Below are 16,275 nucleotides of genomic sequence, written 5' to 3' on the forward strand. Positions count from 1 at the left end.
TAGCTTGATCCGTTATAGTGTGCGATTGCGAAATTAGAGCAGTCGCTTTTTTACTAACGGGGCAGGTTAGCGGAAGAAGAAGGAAAACCAACTGCTATAATCGAATAATTAATAGAGTTATAAATAACAATCGTTCTGGGGGATATCTTTATGTTTGTAGTTAATGTAGAGGGTGCAATTTATCGTGATGAAAAATGGCTATTAATACGTCGTAGTGTAAAAGAAGAACACGCAGGGGGTTCGCTTTCTCTAGTTGGTGGAAAGTGTGAAATAGAGGGTGATTCAAAAGATATTTTGGAAAGAACTTTACGAAGGGAAATTCTTGAAGAAGTTGGAATTGAGGTAACAGTCTCTGGTTATGTGAATAGCTCATCATTTGTTACTGCTTCTGGAGTGAATGTGATAGACATAGTTTTTCTATGTAAGCATAAATCAGGAACTCCTTTTGCTAAAAGCATTGATGAAGTTGATGATGTTATTTGGTTGACAACTTCAGAGATTTTATCACGGAAAGATTCACCATATTACTTAAAAGACAATATAAGTCTTGCGGATAATTTATTAAGAAAAACCCAGCAAATATATTAAAAAGTGTTCAATTAACAGTAACGATTGTGAAATACAGTCGTTTTTTTACTAACGGGCAGTTTAGTTGAAGAAGAATTGTTGCAAAAAACAGGAATGAACTATAATGTTGTCGAAATATAAACTGTTAAAGCTGAAGAAATACAAAGGTTTTTTTAATAAAGGAGGTCAATGTTTTTGTACGATTACAAGAGTAACTTTGGGAGAAGTATAGGTGCAAAATAATGTATGCTAAAAAGAAATTTAGACTCTTAATGATTATAAGAAATTGTTTTCTACTTATCATTGCAATTATTCTAATTTGGTTTATTTTTCACCAAGTGATGAACTTGTATGAAAAAAAGCATTATTCTCCAATTGGCAAGAGATTCAATATAGAGGAATATAATATGCACGTTTATATGAAGGGTGAAGGCGAAAATACAATTGTTCTATTGCCTGGACTGGGTACGGCAGCTCCTGCATTAGATTTTCAACCATTGGTAGAAGAGATGTCAAAAGATAATAGGGTTATAGTTGTAGAGCCATTTGGATATGGATGGAGTGATATGACTAATAAAGAACGGACAGTAGAAAATATAGTTGAAGAAATAAGGTTGGCTTTGCAAAAAGCAAACATAGAAGGTCCGTATATATTAATGCCGCATTCTATTTCAGGAATTTATAGTATGTATTATGCTAATAAATACCCTGACGAGGTTAATGCGGTAATCGGAATTGATGCTACTTTACCAAAAGCAACTCAATATTTTAGTGAGGACGTCCCCACTATGCCTAAATTTATGAGATATGTAGCACCGACTGGATTGGCAAGAATAGCATTATATATTGAACCAGATGATTACCTCCCCTTAGCTGAGGATGGAACATATTCCAAAGAGAATTTACAGAATACCAAAGCGATTTCAGCTAGGAAAGCTTATAACAAGAATGTAGTTAATGAAGCAAATGAAATAAAAAATAATATTGATAAAACCAATCATATGTCATTCCCAACGGATATGCCTGTTTTATTTTTTGCTGCAAAAAAAGATAAAGTAAATGCAGAAGGTAAAACAAATGTTACGTTTTATCAAACTCAATTAACGAAATTTCCTACAAGTAAAATAGTCACATTAGAAGGACATCATTATCTTCATTGGACTCATTACAAAGAGATGAGCGATGAAGTAAACGAATTCTTAGTATCTATTAATGCTAATTAAGTTATTTGTTCTTTTCCTTTAAGGGCCATTGATCTGAGGAAGATTAATGCCCTTCCTTTTATGTTGAACTTCTTATGGAAGTAAAGGGGCAGGTTAGCGGAAGAAGGATTTCCTTCATCAACTCTAGAATAGTAATAACAAGGTATTTTAAGTAAAAGATATTAAAGAACAGCAAGGGATGAGAAGAATGACAAAAACAGGACTTATCATTATTCGCATTATTGGCTGGGTTTATAGTATTTTTCTAGGGATAAGTTATGCTTACTTTAAGGATGACCTTTCGTTCATAACTACTGATATGCCCAGTGCATTTATTTTTTTTATGATTGGTTTGTTTTTAATCATTTATGATTTTGGATACAGTAAGAACAACTGACTGCCTTATCGGCATTGATCCAAGGAAGGATTAATGCCTTTTTATGTTGAATTTCTTATGGAAGAAACGGGGCAGGTTAGTTCTAGAAGGAAATTTGAAGGAAGTAAAGAATTGTATAGGAAGGGGTGAAATTAAATGGATAAACTGCTTCAACAGTTACAAAGAGTTGGTGTGCATTATATAAAAAGTGATAGTGTAATCATTTTAGAAATTCTAGAAAATAGACATAATCAAGCTGATGAAATAGATATGCTAATAAACAAGCTATTAGCTCAACTAGAAAGCAGTAAACTGAAAAAAGTAAAGTTGGAGTGTCCTAAAACATTTTTGGATAGTTTAAATTTTACTAGAACTAAAATGAAAATTGTTGGTGAAAGGGTTATATATACGAGAACTCTTTCAACACCGTTAAATGTTTCGATACCAGATTATGAGGTTTGGTCGATTTCTGAGAATAAATCTATCTCTTTTTTATCGGAAGTGATGGATAAAAATTTTATTGATACCGAGAAGTTTTTAATAGGAATGAGGACGGAACTTCCATCGCAAGCAGAGAAAATGTATACAGTTTATTTAATAAATAATGAACCTGTTGGTGTAGTTTTTCCTCATATAGAACCAAATACAGATAGAGAAGGTCGCATTTTTTGGATAGGAATTCATCCTAATTTTCTCGGGACAGGATTGGGTAAGAACTTACATTCAATAGGATTATACAGATTGAAAAATGATTTTAAAGCAAAATCTTATCTAGGGATAACTCAAGTTGATAATATTCCAATGAGAAATATTATGGTTTCAAATGGATGCATTCAAAATAAAAGTACATTAATTTCTTTACAATATTCTATTTAGTTTTCGTTGAGTAATTATGTATGGGGAGGTACTATGGAACAAGTTAAATTTTTTGAAAGTAGTCTTTTTTCGGCAGATGTAGAGAAAACTTTTTTAGTACATAAAAAGATGATTAAAGAATATCTTCCAGAAGCCGATGTTCAGCACGTTGGAAGCACTGCGATACCTAACAGTTTGACCAAAGGTGATTTGGATATACAAGTACGTGTCACATCTGAACACTTCTCAAAGGCAGTACAGATACTTTCATCATTGTATGAAAGTAATAACGGTAGTGTGAAAACGGATTGTTTTAGAGCCTTCAAAAATGATTTGACCAATCCTCCTTTAGGAATTCAATTAACAGTAATCGGCTCTGAATATGATTTCTTTTGGAAATTTCGGGATGTTTTATTACTTAATGAAGTTTATAGAATCCAATATGATGACTTAAAGAGGGAATTTGAAGGAAAAGATATGGATGAGTATAGGAATCATAAAAGTATTTTCTTTAATAAACTAATGAATACTCCCGAATTTAAAAAACTTTAATCAATATTATGATCTCCTGTATTACTATTTCCGTAAGTTCAAAATGATAATAGAGTTTGTTAAATATTGCACTTAAACAAACAGGGGCGTTAGTTAAACAACGGAGACAGCAAAAATGCTGTCTTTTTCTTATGGCACTAGCAACAATCCTTATAAAAAAGCAAAAATAAAAAACGCGGGTGCCATTTGGAGAGCACCCGCAGGGAATTTTATTTTGTTGCCTTGCTTTGGAAAAGGAAGGCTGAGGCAAAAAATTGAAGTGCTTTAAGCAGGATATAACCCAAGAGCCCTCCGATTGTGTTTAGAATTATGTCGTCCACATCAAAGCCGCCTACATGGAAGGTGAGCTGGATGGTTTCTACTATGAGGGAAACGAAAAAGGATAGGACGGTAATTCTGAAGGCTCCTTTCAATCGCTTCGAAAGCAGAGGCAGCAAAAAGCCAAGCGGCATAAAGGCAGCGATATTCCCGAACAGATTCGCAAACCACGCATGAAAGCTGAAATAATCCATATAGACGATGTACATTTTTATTGTATCAAAAGGTGTTAAATTGTAATCCTCGACGCGGACGTCCTGCCGATAGAAGCCAAAAAACAATAAATAGGACAGGAGCAAAAGGTACATGACAAACAAAAGAGTTAGGATGACGGTCGCAATTCTGCTGTTCGCTAGTTGTTGAAGGAGCTTCATAGTCTGCATCCGCCTCCTTATTGTTTTGATTTTGCATTCAAGGCGGCATTGATTCCTGCTAAGCGGCCGGTGACTAGAGCAGAAGTGATATTATATCCTCCCGTGTAACCATGTATATCTAATATCTCGCCGCAGAAAAATAGTCCGCTCATGAATTTGCTCGCCATAGTCTTGGGCTCTACTTCCTTAACTGAAATTCCGCCGCCGGTGACGAACGCCTTGTCAAGGGAGAGTGTCCCATTGACGGCTACAGGGAATTTCTTGATATCCTGACAGAATGAGCGCCATTTATCATGAGAGATGGTAACCCCTTGTGCTGTCGGGTCGATTTGATTCCTTTCTAGCAGGAATAATAAATAGCGTTCAGGAAGGAGTCCTTTCAAGCTATTTTTGACAGCCTTTTTATCATCTGTCTTGATGGTCGCAATGACATGCTGGAACAATTGCTCACCATTCATGTCTGGAAGAGCGTCAATCTGGACGATGACTTCTTTTAGATTCCATTTCTTTTGTGCCTTTACGACAAACTGGCTGCATCTAAGGATGCCTGGTCCGGATAATCCAAAATGGGTAAAAATCATGTCCATGCGATGGGTGATAAGCGCCTTACCTTTCGGATTTAGTACACTGATGGAAACATCGCGCAGGGATAGACCTTGTAACTCCTTCTTTTGAATAAACGGTTCCTGTGAGGTTAATGGTACCTCTGTTGGGAAAAGCTCGGTAATTGTATGGCCGGCTTTTTCTGCCCAGGCGTACCCATCGCCAGTTGAACCTGTATGGGGGACTGATTTGCCGCCGACAGCAATAACAACTGATTCCGTTTCGATTATCTCACCTTGCTTGGTTTGAACGCCTTTCACTTGGCCATCTTCATAGATGACATCGCTGACAGGAGAGTCTGTCCGTACATGTGCACCAAGTTCAAGCAGACGCCCAATCATCGCATCAACGACAGATTGCGCCTTATCATTGACAGGGAACATACGGCCGTGATCCTCTTCCTTCAGTTCCACACCAAGTTCCTTAAAGAAGGAAATAATCCCTTCATTATCAAATTCAGAAAAAGCCCCATATAAAAACTTCCCGTTTCCAGGAATATGGCGGATGATTTCATCAACAGGGAGACGATTCGTTACATTGCAGCGGCCGCCTCCTGAAATGGCCAATTTTCTGCCAAGCTTTGAACCTTTATCAATTAGCAGGGTAGCGGACCCTTTCTCTGCGGCAGCGATAGCAGCCATCAGACCGGAGGGGCCGCCCCCAATGACAATAACATCATATTTCATCTATTCCACTCATTTCTAACATGCTTATAAGCTCTATTATAAGGGAATCTAGCGATAAGGCAAAAGGGAGAGCAAGGAATAGATAAGTATATATTGGTAATCCTGCTAATGAAGCTTGTCAGGAACTTAAGTTATCTCATTGTCAAAAAGAATGGAAAAGAGTAAACTACAGAATAGTGAACATACAAAGAATAATTTCTACTATATAAGTGAAAGTGCGAAAGGGTATGAAGCATGTCATCGAAACTGATTAGAGGAACATTTATTTTGACTATTGGCATGGTTTTTTCGAAGATGCTCGGATTATTCTATGTCATTCCTTTTAATAAAATCGTAGGAACTGAAGGTATTGCTCTATATGGGTTTGCCTATACGCCGTATACGATTTTCATTAGCATTGCAACGGCAGGAGTTCCGATGGCTGTAGCAAAGTTTGTCGCGAAATATAATGCGATGGGTGAATACGCAATCGGCAGAAAGCTTTTTGAATCAGGCCAAAAGGTCATGATGATGACAGGGGTATTTGCCTTTTTGCTCATGTATTTCTCCGCTCCTGGACTAGCTTCCGTCATGGAAACGCAGTCTTATTCCGTTGAAGAGGTCACCACGGTCATCAGGGCTGTGAGCTTTGCCTTGATTCTCGTTCCTTCTCAGTCCTTGTTCCGCGGATTCTTCCAAGGAAATGAATCAATGGGACCAACAGCTGTCTCACAAGTGATTGAGCAAATTGTCCGGATTATCTTTATGCTGGCGGGCGCTTATGTTGTCTTGAATATATTAAATGGAAGCATTGTAACGGCCATGGGTGTCGCAGTATTTTCGGCATTTGTTGGAGCTATTGCAGGTTTGGTTGTGCTGCTTTGGTATTGGAGAAAAAGAAAAGTACATATGGATGCCATGCTTCAGGAAAGCAAGAATGAAGTGGATATCTCTATGGGGGCTATTTACAAGGAGATTGTGCTCTATTCAATTCCCTTTATCTTTGTCGGCTTGGCGATGCCGCTTTTCCAAATGGTTGATACCCTTACCTTTAACAGGGCAATGGTATCGATTGGGCTCGATGAAATTACTGATACGGCTTTTGGTGTGCTGAACGTAACGGCTCAAAAGCTCGTTCTTATTCCAATGACACTAGCTACTGCCTTCTCTCTCTCTATCGTGCCGAGTGTTACGAAATCATTTGTGGAAAAGAAATGGAGCTTATATAATCAGCAGTTAACGGAGACGTTCCAGGTGCTCTTATTCTTGCTTATTCCAGCGGTTATGGGAATGAGTGTGCTCGCTGATAGCGTTTATGGGTCCTTCTATGGTTTTTTTGAACTCGGATCTACTGTCCTCTCGGTTTATGCACCAGTAACGATTCTATTCGCGTTATTTTCTGTGACCGCGGCGATCTTGCAGGGGATCAACCAGCAACGGTTTACTGTGCTTAGTCTCTTGACGGGTATCCTGGTCAAGCTAAGCTTAAATATCCCGCTCATAAAGATGTTTGAGACAAATGGGGCTGTCTATGCGACAGGCTTGGGCTTCTTAGTCGCTATTTTGATTAATTTATATATCATATATTATTTTTCTGGGTATAAGCCGGGACTGGTCATTCGCCGCTCCATGCTTGCCCTCCTTATCGCTTTAGTGATGGCGGTTGTCGTAAAGATGCTCGATATCCTCCTGGCTGGCTGGCTGGGTTCTGGAGGCCAGATGATTGCAATCTTACGTGTAGCTATTACTGTGCCGGTCGGAGTTCTTGTTTATCTCCTTCTCTCATACAAGACAGGTCTTCTTAAGGCGGTGCTTGGCGAGAGGACGGATGATTTGATGCGCAAGTTTCGTTTGAAGAAATAGATCATGGAAATGAGGATGGCCTGCTTTATTAAGCAGGCCATCCTCAATAATAATACCTCATGCCGAGCATGTTTTCGATTCGGTTCACGCGGCGATTTAGGCTGTTAATCTGTTTTTGCAGCTGTTCGATGCGTGCGTTTGTTCCACCTCCCGTTGGCGGGGCAGGAGGGCGAGGAGGCGGTGGTCCAGGCGGGCCGGGAGCATGCTTCTGCTGAGGAGGCGGCGCTTGCTGGCGGCTTTCCTGCTCTACCGACATGGGGTGATAATAGGAAGAATAATACATGGGAACACTCCTTATGTTTAAATTTGTACGATACAGTTTATTCAAGTAAAGAAAAGTGGGTGATTAATAATGAGGATTGATAAATTGCTTGCCAATTCCGGCTTTGGAAGCCGAAAGGATGTCAAAAAATTATTGAAATCAGGAGCAGTGCTTTGTAATGACGCGAAAATCGCAGACCCTAAGGCGCATGTTGACCCGGATTCAGACCAGATTACCGTTTATGGGGAGCCAGTTCAATACAGGGAATTTATATATTTGATGATGAATAAACCGAAGGGCTATATTTCGGCAACGGAGGATGATCGCCTGAAAACGGTGCTCGATTTATTAGAACCAGAGGATGCCCATATGAAGCCGTTCCCAGTCGGTCGGCTCGACCGGGATACGGAGGGGCTGCTGGTCTTAACCAATGATGGCCAGCTGGCCCATGACGTCCTTGCGCCAAAGAAGCATGTGCCCAAAACGTATTATGCAATTATTGATGGAGCAGTGGACGAGGTGGATATCGAACGCTTCAAACAAGGTGTTACTTTAGATGACGGTTATGTGACGAAACCAGGGAAGCTTACGATCATTAAAAGCGGTCAGCAATCGGAAATCGAGCTGATTATTACGGAAGGGAAGTTCCATCAAGTGAAGCGGATGTTTGAGTCAGTTGGGAAGAAGGTTCTCTACTTGAAGCGAATTGCCATGGGGGCGCTCGTGCTTGATGAGAGCCTTGAGCTTGGTGAATATAGGGAAATGACAGAAGAGGAATTAGCGCTATTGCAAACGCGCTCATGAGAAAAAGAAGACCGGAGGCGGTCTTCTTTTTCTCTTAAGGAAAGACTACGAGGTTAATTTAACTTTCTTTTGGGTGGTGGTCCACTTTCCACGACTGGGACTAACAACAAGTTCGTTATAAGCTAACACATTTAAGTCCCTTTGGATAGTGCGCGGCGTAATACCAAATTCATCGACCAGTTCTTGGGTGGTCACGGTACCATTTCGTACAATAAACATGTAGATGGACTTAATTCTTGTAAGCATACGGTTTGTTGAAGGTTTCAAAAAACCACTCCTTATGGATAGTTTCCGATGGCAACATCATACATTCTGCTTCTGTATTACTTGTTTACCATAACCACCTCTTTAAGTTATCACCTTTTCAGTACACCTTATATCTGATGCTTCATCCCTGAAGTCTTTCTAGTACTATAATACCCCTCCCTCTTGTTGAATTCCATAGATTTAACCAAAAAAAGTGAAAATTCATTTAATTATACATATAATGGGCTGGTACCATTTATGCCATTCTTTATAAATAAAGTATCCAAAAATCCGTATTATATTGAATGGCTGGATATAAAAATATATTTTCAGCGTACATGATATAATAACGGTATTGAAGGATAGCGAATGAAAAGAGGTAACGCGGATGCAAATCAATTGGCAAAAAGAAGTTGAACAAAGAAAAGAACAGTTAATTAAAGACACACAAAGATTGCTGCAAATCAAGAGCACCCTTGATGAAGAGACAGCAACTGAGGAAATCCCTTTCGGCAAGGGAATTAAAGAAGCGCTTGATTTCATGCTCGATCTTGGGGAAAAGGACGGCTTCTCTGTGAAGAATGTTGATAATTATGGCGCTCATCTTGAAATGGGCCATGGTGAAGAGCTGCTTGGAATCTTAGGGCATCTTGATGTCGTTCCTGAAGGAGAAGGCTGGACCACGGACCCGTACTCCGCTGATATTCGCGATGGCCGAATCTATGCGCGCGGTGCGATGGATGACAAGGGGCCAACGATGGCGGCCTATTATGCAATGAAGATTGTGAAAGACTTAGGTGTTGATGTCAATAAGCGTGTCCGTCTTATCCTAGGGACCGATGAAGAGAGCGATTGGCGCTGCATGGACCATTATTTCGAGAAGGAAGAGACACCAACGGTCGGATTTGTGCCAGATGCTGATTTCCCGATTATTTATGCGGAGAAGGGGATTGCTGATTTCACCTATGAGTTTAATGGATCTGTCCATGAAGGGGCAGAAGCCACTTTATTAAGCTTTTCCGCAGGACAGCGCTTTAATATGGTTCCTGAATTTGCTGAAGCTGTGGTTACTTCCGACAGCGTGGAAGCTGGTCAATGGGAAGAGCGATACAGCCGATATTGTGAAGATCACGGCCTGAGCGGGACATTCTCGGCAAAGGAAGGAACAGTGACCTTTACGATGGACGGGATATCTGTCCACGGCATGGAACCTGACCTCGGTGTTAATGCCGGCCTGCGGTTGGCAGAGTTCTTGGTTACGCTCCCGTTTATAGGAGATGATGAGCGCTTCTTGTCATTCATTAGCCAATTTTGTAAGGAATCAAGGGGCCGAGAGCTTGGGGTTGCGTACAGTGATGATATTACGAAAGATTTAACGATTAATTATGGAATTCTTTCGTACGAACATGGCGGTAAGGGCAAGATTGCGTTCAATATGCGCTACCCGGTGACATTTGACTTTGCAAACGGCTGGTCTGTTCTTGAGAAAGTAGCCTCTGATCATGGATTCTCCATTCAAATGAAGACCCATTTAGGTCCCCATCATGTAGATGCGGACAGCGATCTGGTTAAAACACTTCAAAAGATTTATGAGGAACATACTGGGCAAGAGGCTGAACTGTTAGCCATTGGGGGCGGAACATATGCACGTGCAATTAAGAACGCCGTTGCCTTTGGTCCCCTTTTCCCAGGCAGGGAAGATGTGGCCCATCAAAAGGATGAATATATTATTATCGAGGATATGTTAAAGGCGACAGCGATGTACGCACAAGCTATTTACGATCTAACTAGATAAAGAATCCTATTACATGGACAAAAGGGGAGAGGGAACATGAGTTATATTGTTTTTAATGGGGAGCTTACAAAAAGAGACACAATATCCATTGATATTGAAGACCGAGGATATCAGTTCGGTGATGGGATTTATGAGGTTGTCCGCGTCTATAATGGCCGCTTGTTCACATGGGAGGAGCACGTGGAGCGCCTGTACGCGAGTGCAGAAAAAATTCGCATGACTGTTCCTTATGCGAAGGAAGAAATGAAGGCCGTTATGGAAAAACTGATTGAGAAAAACCAGCTAACTGACGGGACAATCTATCTGCAGCTGACAAGGGGAATAGCGCCAAGAAATCATGCCTTCCCAGGCAGTGACGTCCAAGCCGTTTTAGTCGCTTACACAAGGGTTAGCGACAGACCGGTTGCACTAATGGAAAAAGGTGCCGATGCCTTAGTTGTCGAGGATAAGAGGTGGCTTCATTGTGATATTAAGAGCCTGAATCTGCTTGGCAATGTATTGGCCCATCAAGAAGCCCTTGATGCTGGATGCTATGAAGCAATCCTGCATCGTGACGGAGTTGTTACGGAAGGAAGCCATACGAATATCTCCATTGTTATGAACGGAACGGTGTATACACACCCTGCCAATAACCTCATCTTAAACGGAATTTCACGCAAGGTTATGCTAAAAGCATGTGATAGTACAGCCACCTCGTATAAGGAAGAGGCTTTTACGGTGGAACAGCTTTTGAAGGCTGATGAGGCTTTTATTACGTCTACCACTCTTGAGATTACGCCGATTCGGAGAATAAATAATCAGCCAATAGGCATTGAGGGTGAATATAAGGTTATAAAGAAGCTGCAAGAGGCTTTTACGGCAGACATTGAGGCTGAATGCGGTCCGCTTCATTAAACCTCAGAAAGCCTGGAATAATTCATTCCGGGCTTTTTTTGCATAAAGGTATGGCAATTGGCGGTTAAAATAAGTGTAAAATAATAAAGGAGTAGAACCGATGAACAGAAGAAGTCATTTTTTCTTTGCACTGGAATTGCCGCAAGCCTGTAAAAGGGAGCTGAACGATTGGGCAGCAAGGACAAGAGAAGTCTATTCCTTTAAGACCTGGGTCCATCCTGAAGATTACCATATTACCTTGGCCTTTTTAGGAGCTGCTGAGGAAGAGAAGTTAAAAAAAGCATGTGAACTTATTGCGGAACGAAAAAAGGGTTTTGGATCATTGATGATTCAAATAAAAGGATTGGGCACCTTTGGCCAGAAGAACAGTCCTCGAATACTATGGGCGGATGCGGAGGAAACAAAAGTGATGCTCCCCGTACGTAGGATGGTGTATGATGCTTGCCTTGAGGCAGGATTTGAATTGGATACAAAGCCCTTTGTCCCCCATATTACTTTGGCTCGAAGAAGCAGGAATAACATTGAGCCAGAAAGCATGATTGAATGGGGCAGACAATTACCTGCCATTGAGCAGCAAAAAATCAATCAGATTGTCCTTTACAGGACAGATACAGAGAAACTGCCAAAGTATGAACCAATCGCCCGTTTTACATTGGAAGAATGACTAGCCGTATAAAGGGGAGAGGACGGAGCTAATGAGTCAGTTGATTAAGCTACAAGACTTCATTTCCCGATATGAACAGGATATTTACCATTATTCATCCCAGTATGTCAGCGTTAAACACCAAGAATGGTCTCAACTAAAGCGAGCCTTTGATGCTGGTGATTTAAGCTCCTATCTTATTAAGGAAAAGATGGATTTACCTGTTATAGCTGAATTACCTGAAGAAGGCTCTTTTAGAAAGAAAGTCATAAGATTGTTTCGGAAAGATAGAGGAGCAGGTAAGGAAGCCGAGGATGTGAGTTTAAGTGAAACAGAAGATGAAAAAACAGAGCGCAAAAAGCGCTTCTTGCGTACAGTTCCGGCTGATGAGCAGGAGCTAAAGCAGGCATTTCTGAATTATTTTTATTCTTTTCAGCTGAAGTGGGCTATGTCAGCAAGTGATGATTCCTTTACCCATTTAGGGCGCTATCAATTCGATGAGCAGCTGCGCTTTGTCCTTCAGCGTTTCCCGGATAATTGCCTTGTGCTTTACAGGCCTGTGCTTGAGGTGAAGAATGTATCAGTGGAGCTTGATGTTATCCTCCTAACGCCAACAGACACTTGGTGCCTCGTCTTTCTTGAAGCGGAGGATGATTCTGTATTCACGAGGGGAGAGGGGCGCTTTTGGACCAGAACTCATCATAATAAAGCTGCTAAAAAGGTGCTTGATCCGCTGATAACACTGAACCGCATGCAATGGATTATTGAACAGATTTTTACTGCTAAGGGGATTTCATTTCCCGTAAGAAAGGCCGTTATTTGCCGGAACGGCTATATTAATAATCCAAATGCTGATTTAGAAGGAATCATCGACAAAAGAAAATTTACGAAATGGTTCGATTCAATTCGTCATAATCATTCCACAATAAAGCATCTGCAGCTAAAGGCTGCTAACGCTTTGTTGATGCATGGCAGCGGAATGAATAGGGAAAGAATGAATAAAGAAGAGGAGTTAAGTGGAAATCATGGGGAAAGTGGAAGCTGGTAGAGACCCTTTTGAAAGAAGAACCTATTATTTCATCATTAATCCTGTTGCAAAAAACGAGGGCAGCCTAAAAATTTGGGAGAAAACGATGGAGACACTTGAGAGGGAAGGGATAACCTATAACTACGCCTTTACCGAATATAAGGGGCATGGCGTTGAATTAGCCAGGGAGTTCCTGCGAAGGCAAGGGGATGCCATTCTGGTCGCTATTGGAGGGGATGGCACCATCCATGAAGTCGTAAACGGGGCCGCTGGTTTTCCGTCAGCAAGGATTGCCTATATACCTGCTGGTTCGGGCAATGACTTTGCCCGCGGTGAGGGAATCAATTCTCGCCCATCGAAGGCATTGGAAGGTTTGCTGCATTCTGAGAGGGAGCGTATCATTGACTTGGGATATTATAAAACTAGCAGTGAGGGTTATTTTTTGAACAGTTTGGGTATTGGATTGGATGCAGCAATAACAAGAGTCGTTAATCAATCACAAATGAAACGCTATTTTAATAAAATTGGAGCAGGGAAGATTATCTATTTTGCGTATTTCCTTTGGGAATGGATGACCTATAAGCCTGATGAGATGGAAGTGGTAATTGACGGGGAGCGTCATACCTTCACGAATACCTGGCTTGTTAATATTTCTAATCATCCATATTTCGGGGGAGGAATTAAGATATCTCCAAATGCTAAACCAGATGACGGAATTTTTCATATACTGGTCATACATAATATTCCAAGGCTTAAGCTGCTGCTGATGTTCAGTACTGTTTTATGGGGCGGTCATTTAAGGATTAAGGGCGTGGATTCCTTTGAAGGAAGGACCATCCGAATCACTTCTTCGAATGGAGCGCCAATTCAAGCAGATGGCGATAATGTTGGTGCGGGTGATGTTTGTATTGATATGCAGCAACAGATGGTGAAACTAGTGGTTCAAGGAGAGTGAAGACAGTGTATACAGGCAGGTTTTCTGCTTTTTTGGATGCCTTAGACAAAATTACGATTCTTATCCCTCAATCCTATCGTGCAAACGAAAAATTAAATTTCACGCTTTTTTTTGAGGGACAAAAAATGGGAGAGCTACTAGTTGATGATGTTATTCAAATCGAGCATTATACCAAGTACATATGCACAGCCCCATTCGAAGTTCCGCTTGGAGAAGAGTATCAAATAGAAGACGATAAGGGGATGGTTTTTGCCCTGCAGACAGGTGCGGTCATTCGGACCCCTGAGTTCGATGAGCTTTATTATTATGACGGCGATGATTTAGGAGCAGTTTATACGGAGGATAAAACAATCTTCAAATTATGGGCACCTACAGCCACGAATGTGAAACTGAAGCTCATAAGCGAATTTGGGACTGAAAAGGGAAGCATTCCAATGCAAAGAGGGGAACGGGGTGTATGGTCCTTGACGATTCCCCAAAATCTTGAGAATTGTTTCTACTCCTATTTGATACGGGTCAATTATATTTGGCGTGAAGCAACGGACCCTTATGCGAGGGCTGTTTCGGTTAATGGGCAATATAGTGCAATTATCGACCTGTCGAAATATCAGAGATATGAATATAGCCTGCCGAAGCTTGAAAGCCCAGTTGATGCCATTATTTATGAAACCCATGTGCGGGACTTTTCCCATCATGCTAATAGCGGTATGAATGCAAAGGGGAAATATGCCGCATTCAGGGAGAACGGGACGAAAACAGCCCAAGGCTACTCAAGCGGTATTCAGTATTTAAAGGAATTAGGTGTGACCCATATTGAACTCCTGCCGGTCAATGATTTTTCTGGTGTGGATGAGACCATGATCGACAAGGAATATAATTGGGGCTATAATCCAAGGCATTTCTTTGCACCAGCAGGCAATTACAGCGCTGATCCTCATTTGCCGGGGAAACGGATTGAGGAATTGAAACAGCTCATAGCGAGTCTGCACGAGCATGGCCTAGGTGTTATTGTGGATGTGGTCTACAATCATGTTTTCCAGAAGGAAATCTCGAACTTCGAGAAAATCGTGCCGGGATATTATTTCCGCTATGACGTGAATGGAATGCCATCCAACGGCAGCGGCTGCGGCAATGATCTCGCATCAGAGCGCTTAATGGTCAGAAAACTCATTGTATCTGCTGTTAAGTATTGGATGGAATTCTACCAAATCGATGGATTCCGGTTTGATTTGATGGGTCTTCTTGATTTAGAAACGATGAGGGAAGTTGAAAGAGTCGTTCATTCTATAAAGCCGGATGCGATTATCATAGGGGAAGGCTGGGACTTGCCAACCGCCCTTACTGGTTCTGATAAGACGACAATTGGGAATTCCCATAAAATTGACCGAGTTGGTTTCTTTAATGATAAGTTCAGGGATACCATCAAAGGAAGCAATTTCAATTTAAAGGATGCAGGCTATGTTTCCGGGAAGGGACTTAGCCATGAGGAATTCTATCATCTTGTCCTTAATATCGGGTATGACTATCCGCTCGGACCTGAGCAATCCGTCAATTTTGTGGAGTGTCATGATAACCATACCCTTTGGGATCGACTGCAGCTAGCAAACGGAGCTGAATCAAATGAGTCACGAAAGAGACGCCATCGTTTTGCTACAAGCATTGTTATCCTCTCTCAGGGAATTCCATTCCTGCACAGCGGTCAGGAATTCTTCAGGACAAAGCATGGCATCGAGAACAGTTATTGCTCACCTGATTGGATTAATGAATTGAATTGGGATTTGCGTGAGCAAAATGAGGAGACCATCTCATATTTGAGATGTCTGATGGCTATCCGCAAAAGTCACGGAGCATTCCGTCTCCGGAGCAGAGAGCAAATCGAAAAGCATGCAAAAATGGTTGATTTAGGTCCATCTTGTCACAGTCTCCTCTATGATAATGTCAGCGAATATGGCAGGTGGAGCCGCATCCTTGTGGTCTATCATCATGGGGAGCAGCAAACGGCGGTAGATCTTCCTGGTGACAAGAAGTGGGGAATGCTTTGCGGGGACTGCGGATTTGCAGCGAATCAAGGTATTGAGATGAACATGAAGGATTTCCTGCTAGAACCGTTAACGACGTATGTCTTTGTTCAGGAATAATTGTTGCTCGAACACTTGACGAAAGCGGTATAAACCTACTAAAATTTAAGAAGATGGCTATTGAGGAAAAGCAGTCAATGGCTGTCTTTTTTATTTATATGGAAATCATGCCATACAAGTTTACGTTATTGAAGGT

16 protein-coding genes are annotated in these 16,275 nt (G+C 41.3%); 13 read left to right on the top strand and 3 right to left on the bottom strand.

What is annotated here, in order from left to right; all coding sequences use genetic code 11:
• Positions 1-150: 150 nt before the first annotated feature.
• The 4 genes from CYL18_RS12985 to CYL18_RS13005 all read left to right on the top strand — a co-directional run bounded on the left by CYL18_RS12985 (position 151) and on the right by CYL18_RS13005 (position 3,552).
• Positions 151-588: an NUDIX hydrolase gene (locus CYL18_RS12985; RefSeq protein ID WP_104849957.1), complete on the top strand. Its 438-nt coding sequence runs from the start codon at positions 151-153 to the stop codon at positions 586-588.
• A 221-nt stretch (positions 589-809) separates the two neighbouring features.
• Positions 810-1,790, top strand: coding sequence for an alpha/beta fold hydrolase (locus tag CYL18_RS12990; protein ID WP_104849958.1), 981 nt, complete (start codon positions 810-812; stop codon positions 1,788-1,790).
• A 511-nt stretch (positions 1,791-2,301) separates the two neighbouring features.
• The gene (locus CYL18_RS13000; protein WP_104849960.1) at positions 2,302-3,021 is read left to right on the top strand and encodes a GNAT family N-acetyltransferase; all 720 of its coding nucleotides are present in this window, start codon (positions 2,302-2,304) and stop codon (positions 3,019-3,021) included.
• Positions 3,022-3,054: 33 nt separating this feature from the next.
• Positions 3,055-3,552, top strand: coding sequence for a GrpB family protein (locus CYL18_RS13005; protein WP_104849961.1), 498 nt, complete (start codon positions 3,055-3,057; stop codon positions 3,550-3,552).
• A gap of 209 nt (positions 3,553-3,761) precedes the next feature.
• Here the strand turns inward: CYL18_RS13005 and CYL18_RS13010 are convergent, their stop codons facing one another.
• Both CYL18_RS13010 and CYL18_RS13015 read right to left on the bottom strand, forming a co-directional pair.
• Positions 3,762-4,253, bottom strand: coding sequence for a VanZ family protein (locus CYL18_RS13010; RefSeq protein WP_236636463.1), 492 nt, complete (start codon positions 4,251-4,253; stop codon positions 3,762-3,764).
• Between the two features lie 8 nt (positions 4,254-4,261).
• Complete coding sequence (locus tag CYL18_RS13015) at positions 4,262-5,533, bottom strand: BaiN/RdsA family NAD(P)/FAD-dependent oxidoreductase (RefSeq protein ID WP_104849963.1); 1,272 nt, start codon at positions 5,531-5,533, stop codon at positions 4,262-4,264.
• A gap of 234 nt (positions 5,534-5,767) precedes the next feature.
• Between CYL18_RS13015 and CYL18_RS13020 the strand changes: the two genes are divergently transcribed.
• From CYL18_RS13020 to CYL18_RS13030, 3 genes are all read left to right on the top strand, one after another.
• A complete protein-coding gene (locus CYL18_RS13020; protein WP_104849964.1) occupies positions 5,768-7,375 on the top strand; it encodes a putative polysaccharide biosynthesis protein in 1,608 nt (535 codons plus the stop codon).
• A 180-nt stretch (positions 7,376-7,555) separates the two neighbouring features.
• Positions 7,556-7,738, top strand: coding sequence for a hypothetical protein (locus CYL18_RS13025; RefSeq protein WP_104849965.1), 183 nt, complete (start codon positions 7,556-7,558; stop codon positions 7,736-7,738).
• Complete coding sequence (locus CYL18_RS13030; RefSeq protein WP_104849966.1) at positions 7,728-8,441, top strand: pseudouridine synthase; 714 nt, start codon at positions 7,728-7,730, stop codon at positions 8,439-8,441. Before CYL18_RS13025 ends, CYL18_RS13030 begins: the two co-directional genes overlap by 11 nt.
• 45 nt (positions 8,442-8,486) lie before the next feature.
• Here the strand turns inward: CYL18_RS13030 and CYL18_RS13035 are convergent, their stop codons facing one another.
• A complete protein-coding gene (locus CYL18_RS13035) occupies positions 8,487-8,708 on the bottom strand; it encodes a DeoR family transcriptional regulator (protein WP_049669825.1) in 222 nt (73 codons plus the stop codon).
• 367 nt (positions 8,709-9,075) lie between these two features.
• Between CYL18_RS13035 and pepV the strand changes: the two genes are divergently transcribed.
• The 6 genes from pepV to pulA all read left to right on the top strand — a co-directional run bounded on the left by pepV (position 9,076) and on the right by pulA (position 16,139).
• A complete protein-coding gene (gene pepV / locus CYL18_RS13040; RefSeq protein WP_104849967.1) occupies positions 9,076-10,482 on the top strand; it encodes a dipeptidase PepV in 1,407 nt (468 codons plus the stop codon).
• Between the two features lie 36 nt (positions 10,483-10,518).
• Positions 10,519-11,376, top strand: coding sequence for a D-amino-acid transaminase (dat, locus tag CYL18_RS13045; protein WP_104849968.1), 858 nt, complete (start codon positions 10,519-10,521; stop codon positions 11,374-11,376).
• Between the two features lie 100 nt (positions 11,377-11,476).
• A complete protein-coding gene (thpR, locus tag CYL18_RS13050) occupies positions 11,477-12,040 on the top strand; it encodes an RNA 2',3'-cyclic phosphodiesterase (protein WP_104849969.1) in 564 nt (187 codons plus the stop codon).
• 31 nt (positions 12,041-12,071) lie between these two features.
• Positions 12,072-13,067, top strand: coding sequence for a nuclease-related domain-containing protein (locus CYL18_RS13055; RefSeq protein ID WP_104849970.1), 996 nt, complete (start codon positions 12,072-12,074; stop codon positions 13,065-13,067).
• Positions 13,045-14,001 carry a diacylglycerol/lipid kinase family protein gene (locus CYL18_RS13060; protein ID WP_104849971.1) on the top strand — a complete coding sequence of 319 codons (957 nt, stop codon included), beginning with the start codon at positions 13,045-13,047 and terminating at the stop codon, positions 13,999-14,001. The genes CYL18_RS13055 and CYL18_RS13060 overlap by 23 nt, the downstream gene beginning before the upstream one ends.
• Before the next feature lie 5 nt (positions 14,002-14,006).
• Positions 14,007-16,139: a type I pullulanase gene (gene pulA, locus CYL18_RS13065; protein ID WP_104849972.1), complete on the top strand. Its 2,133-nt coding sequence runs from the start codon at positions 14,007-14,009 to the stop codon at positions 16,137-16,139.
• Positions 16,140-16,275 lie beyond the last annotated feature (136 nt).

It is taken from the genome of Pradoshia eiseniae (assembly GCF_002946355.1).
Taxonomy (GTDB): Bacteria; Bacillota; Bacilli; order Bacillales; family Pradoshiaceae; genus Pradoshia; species Pradoshia eiseniae.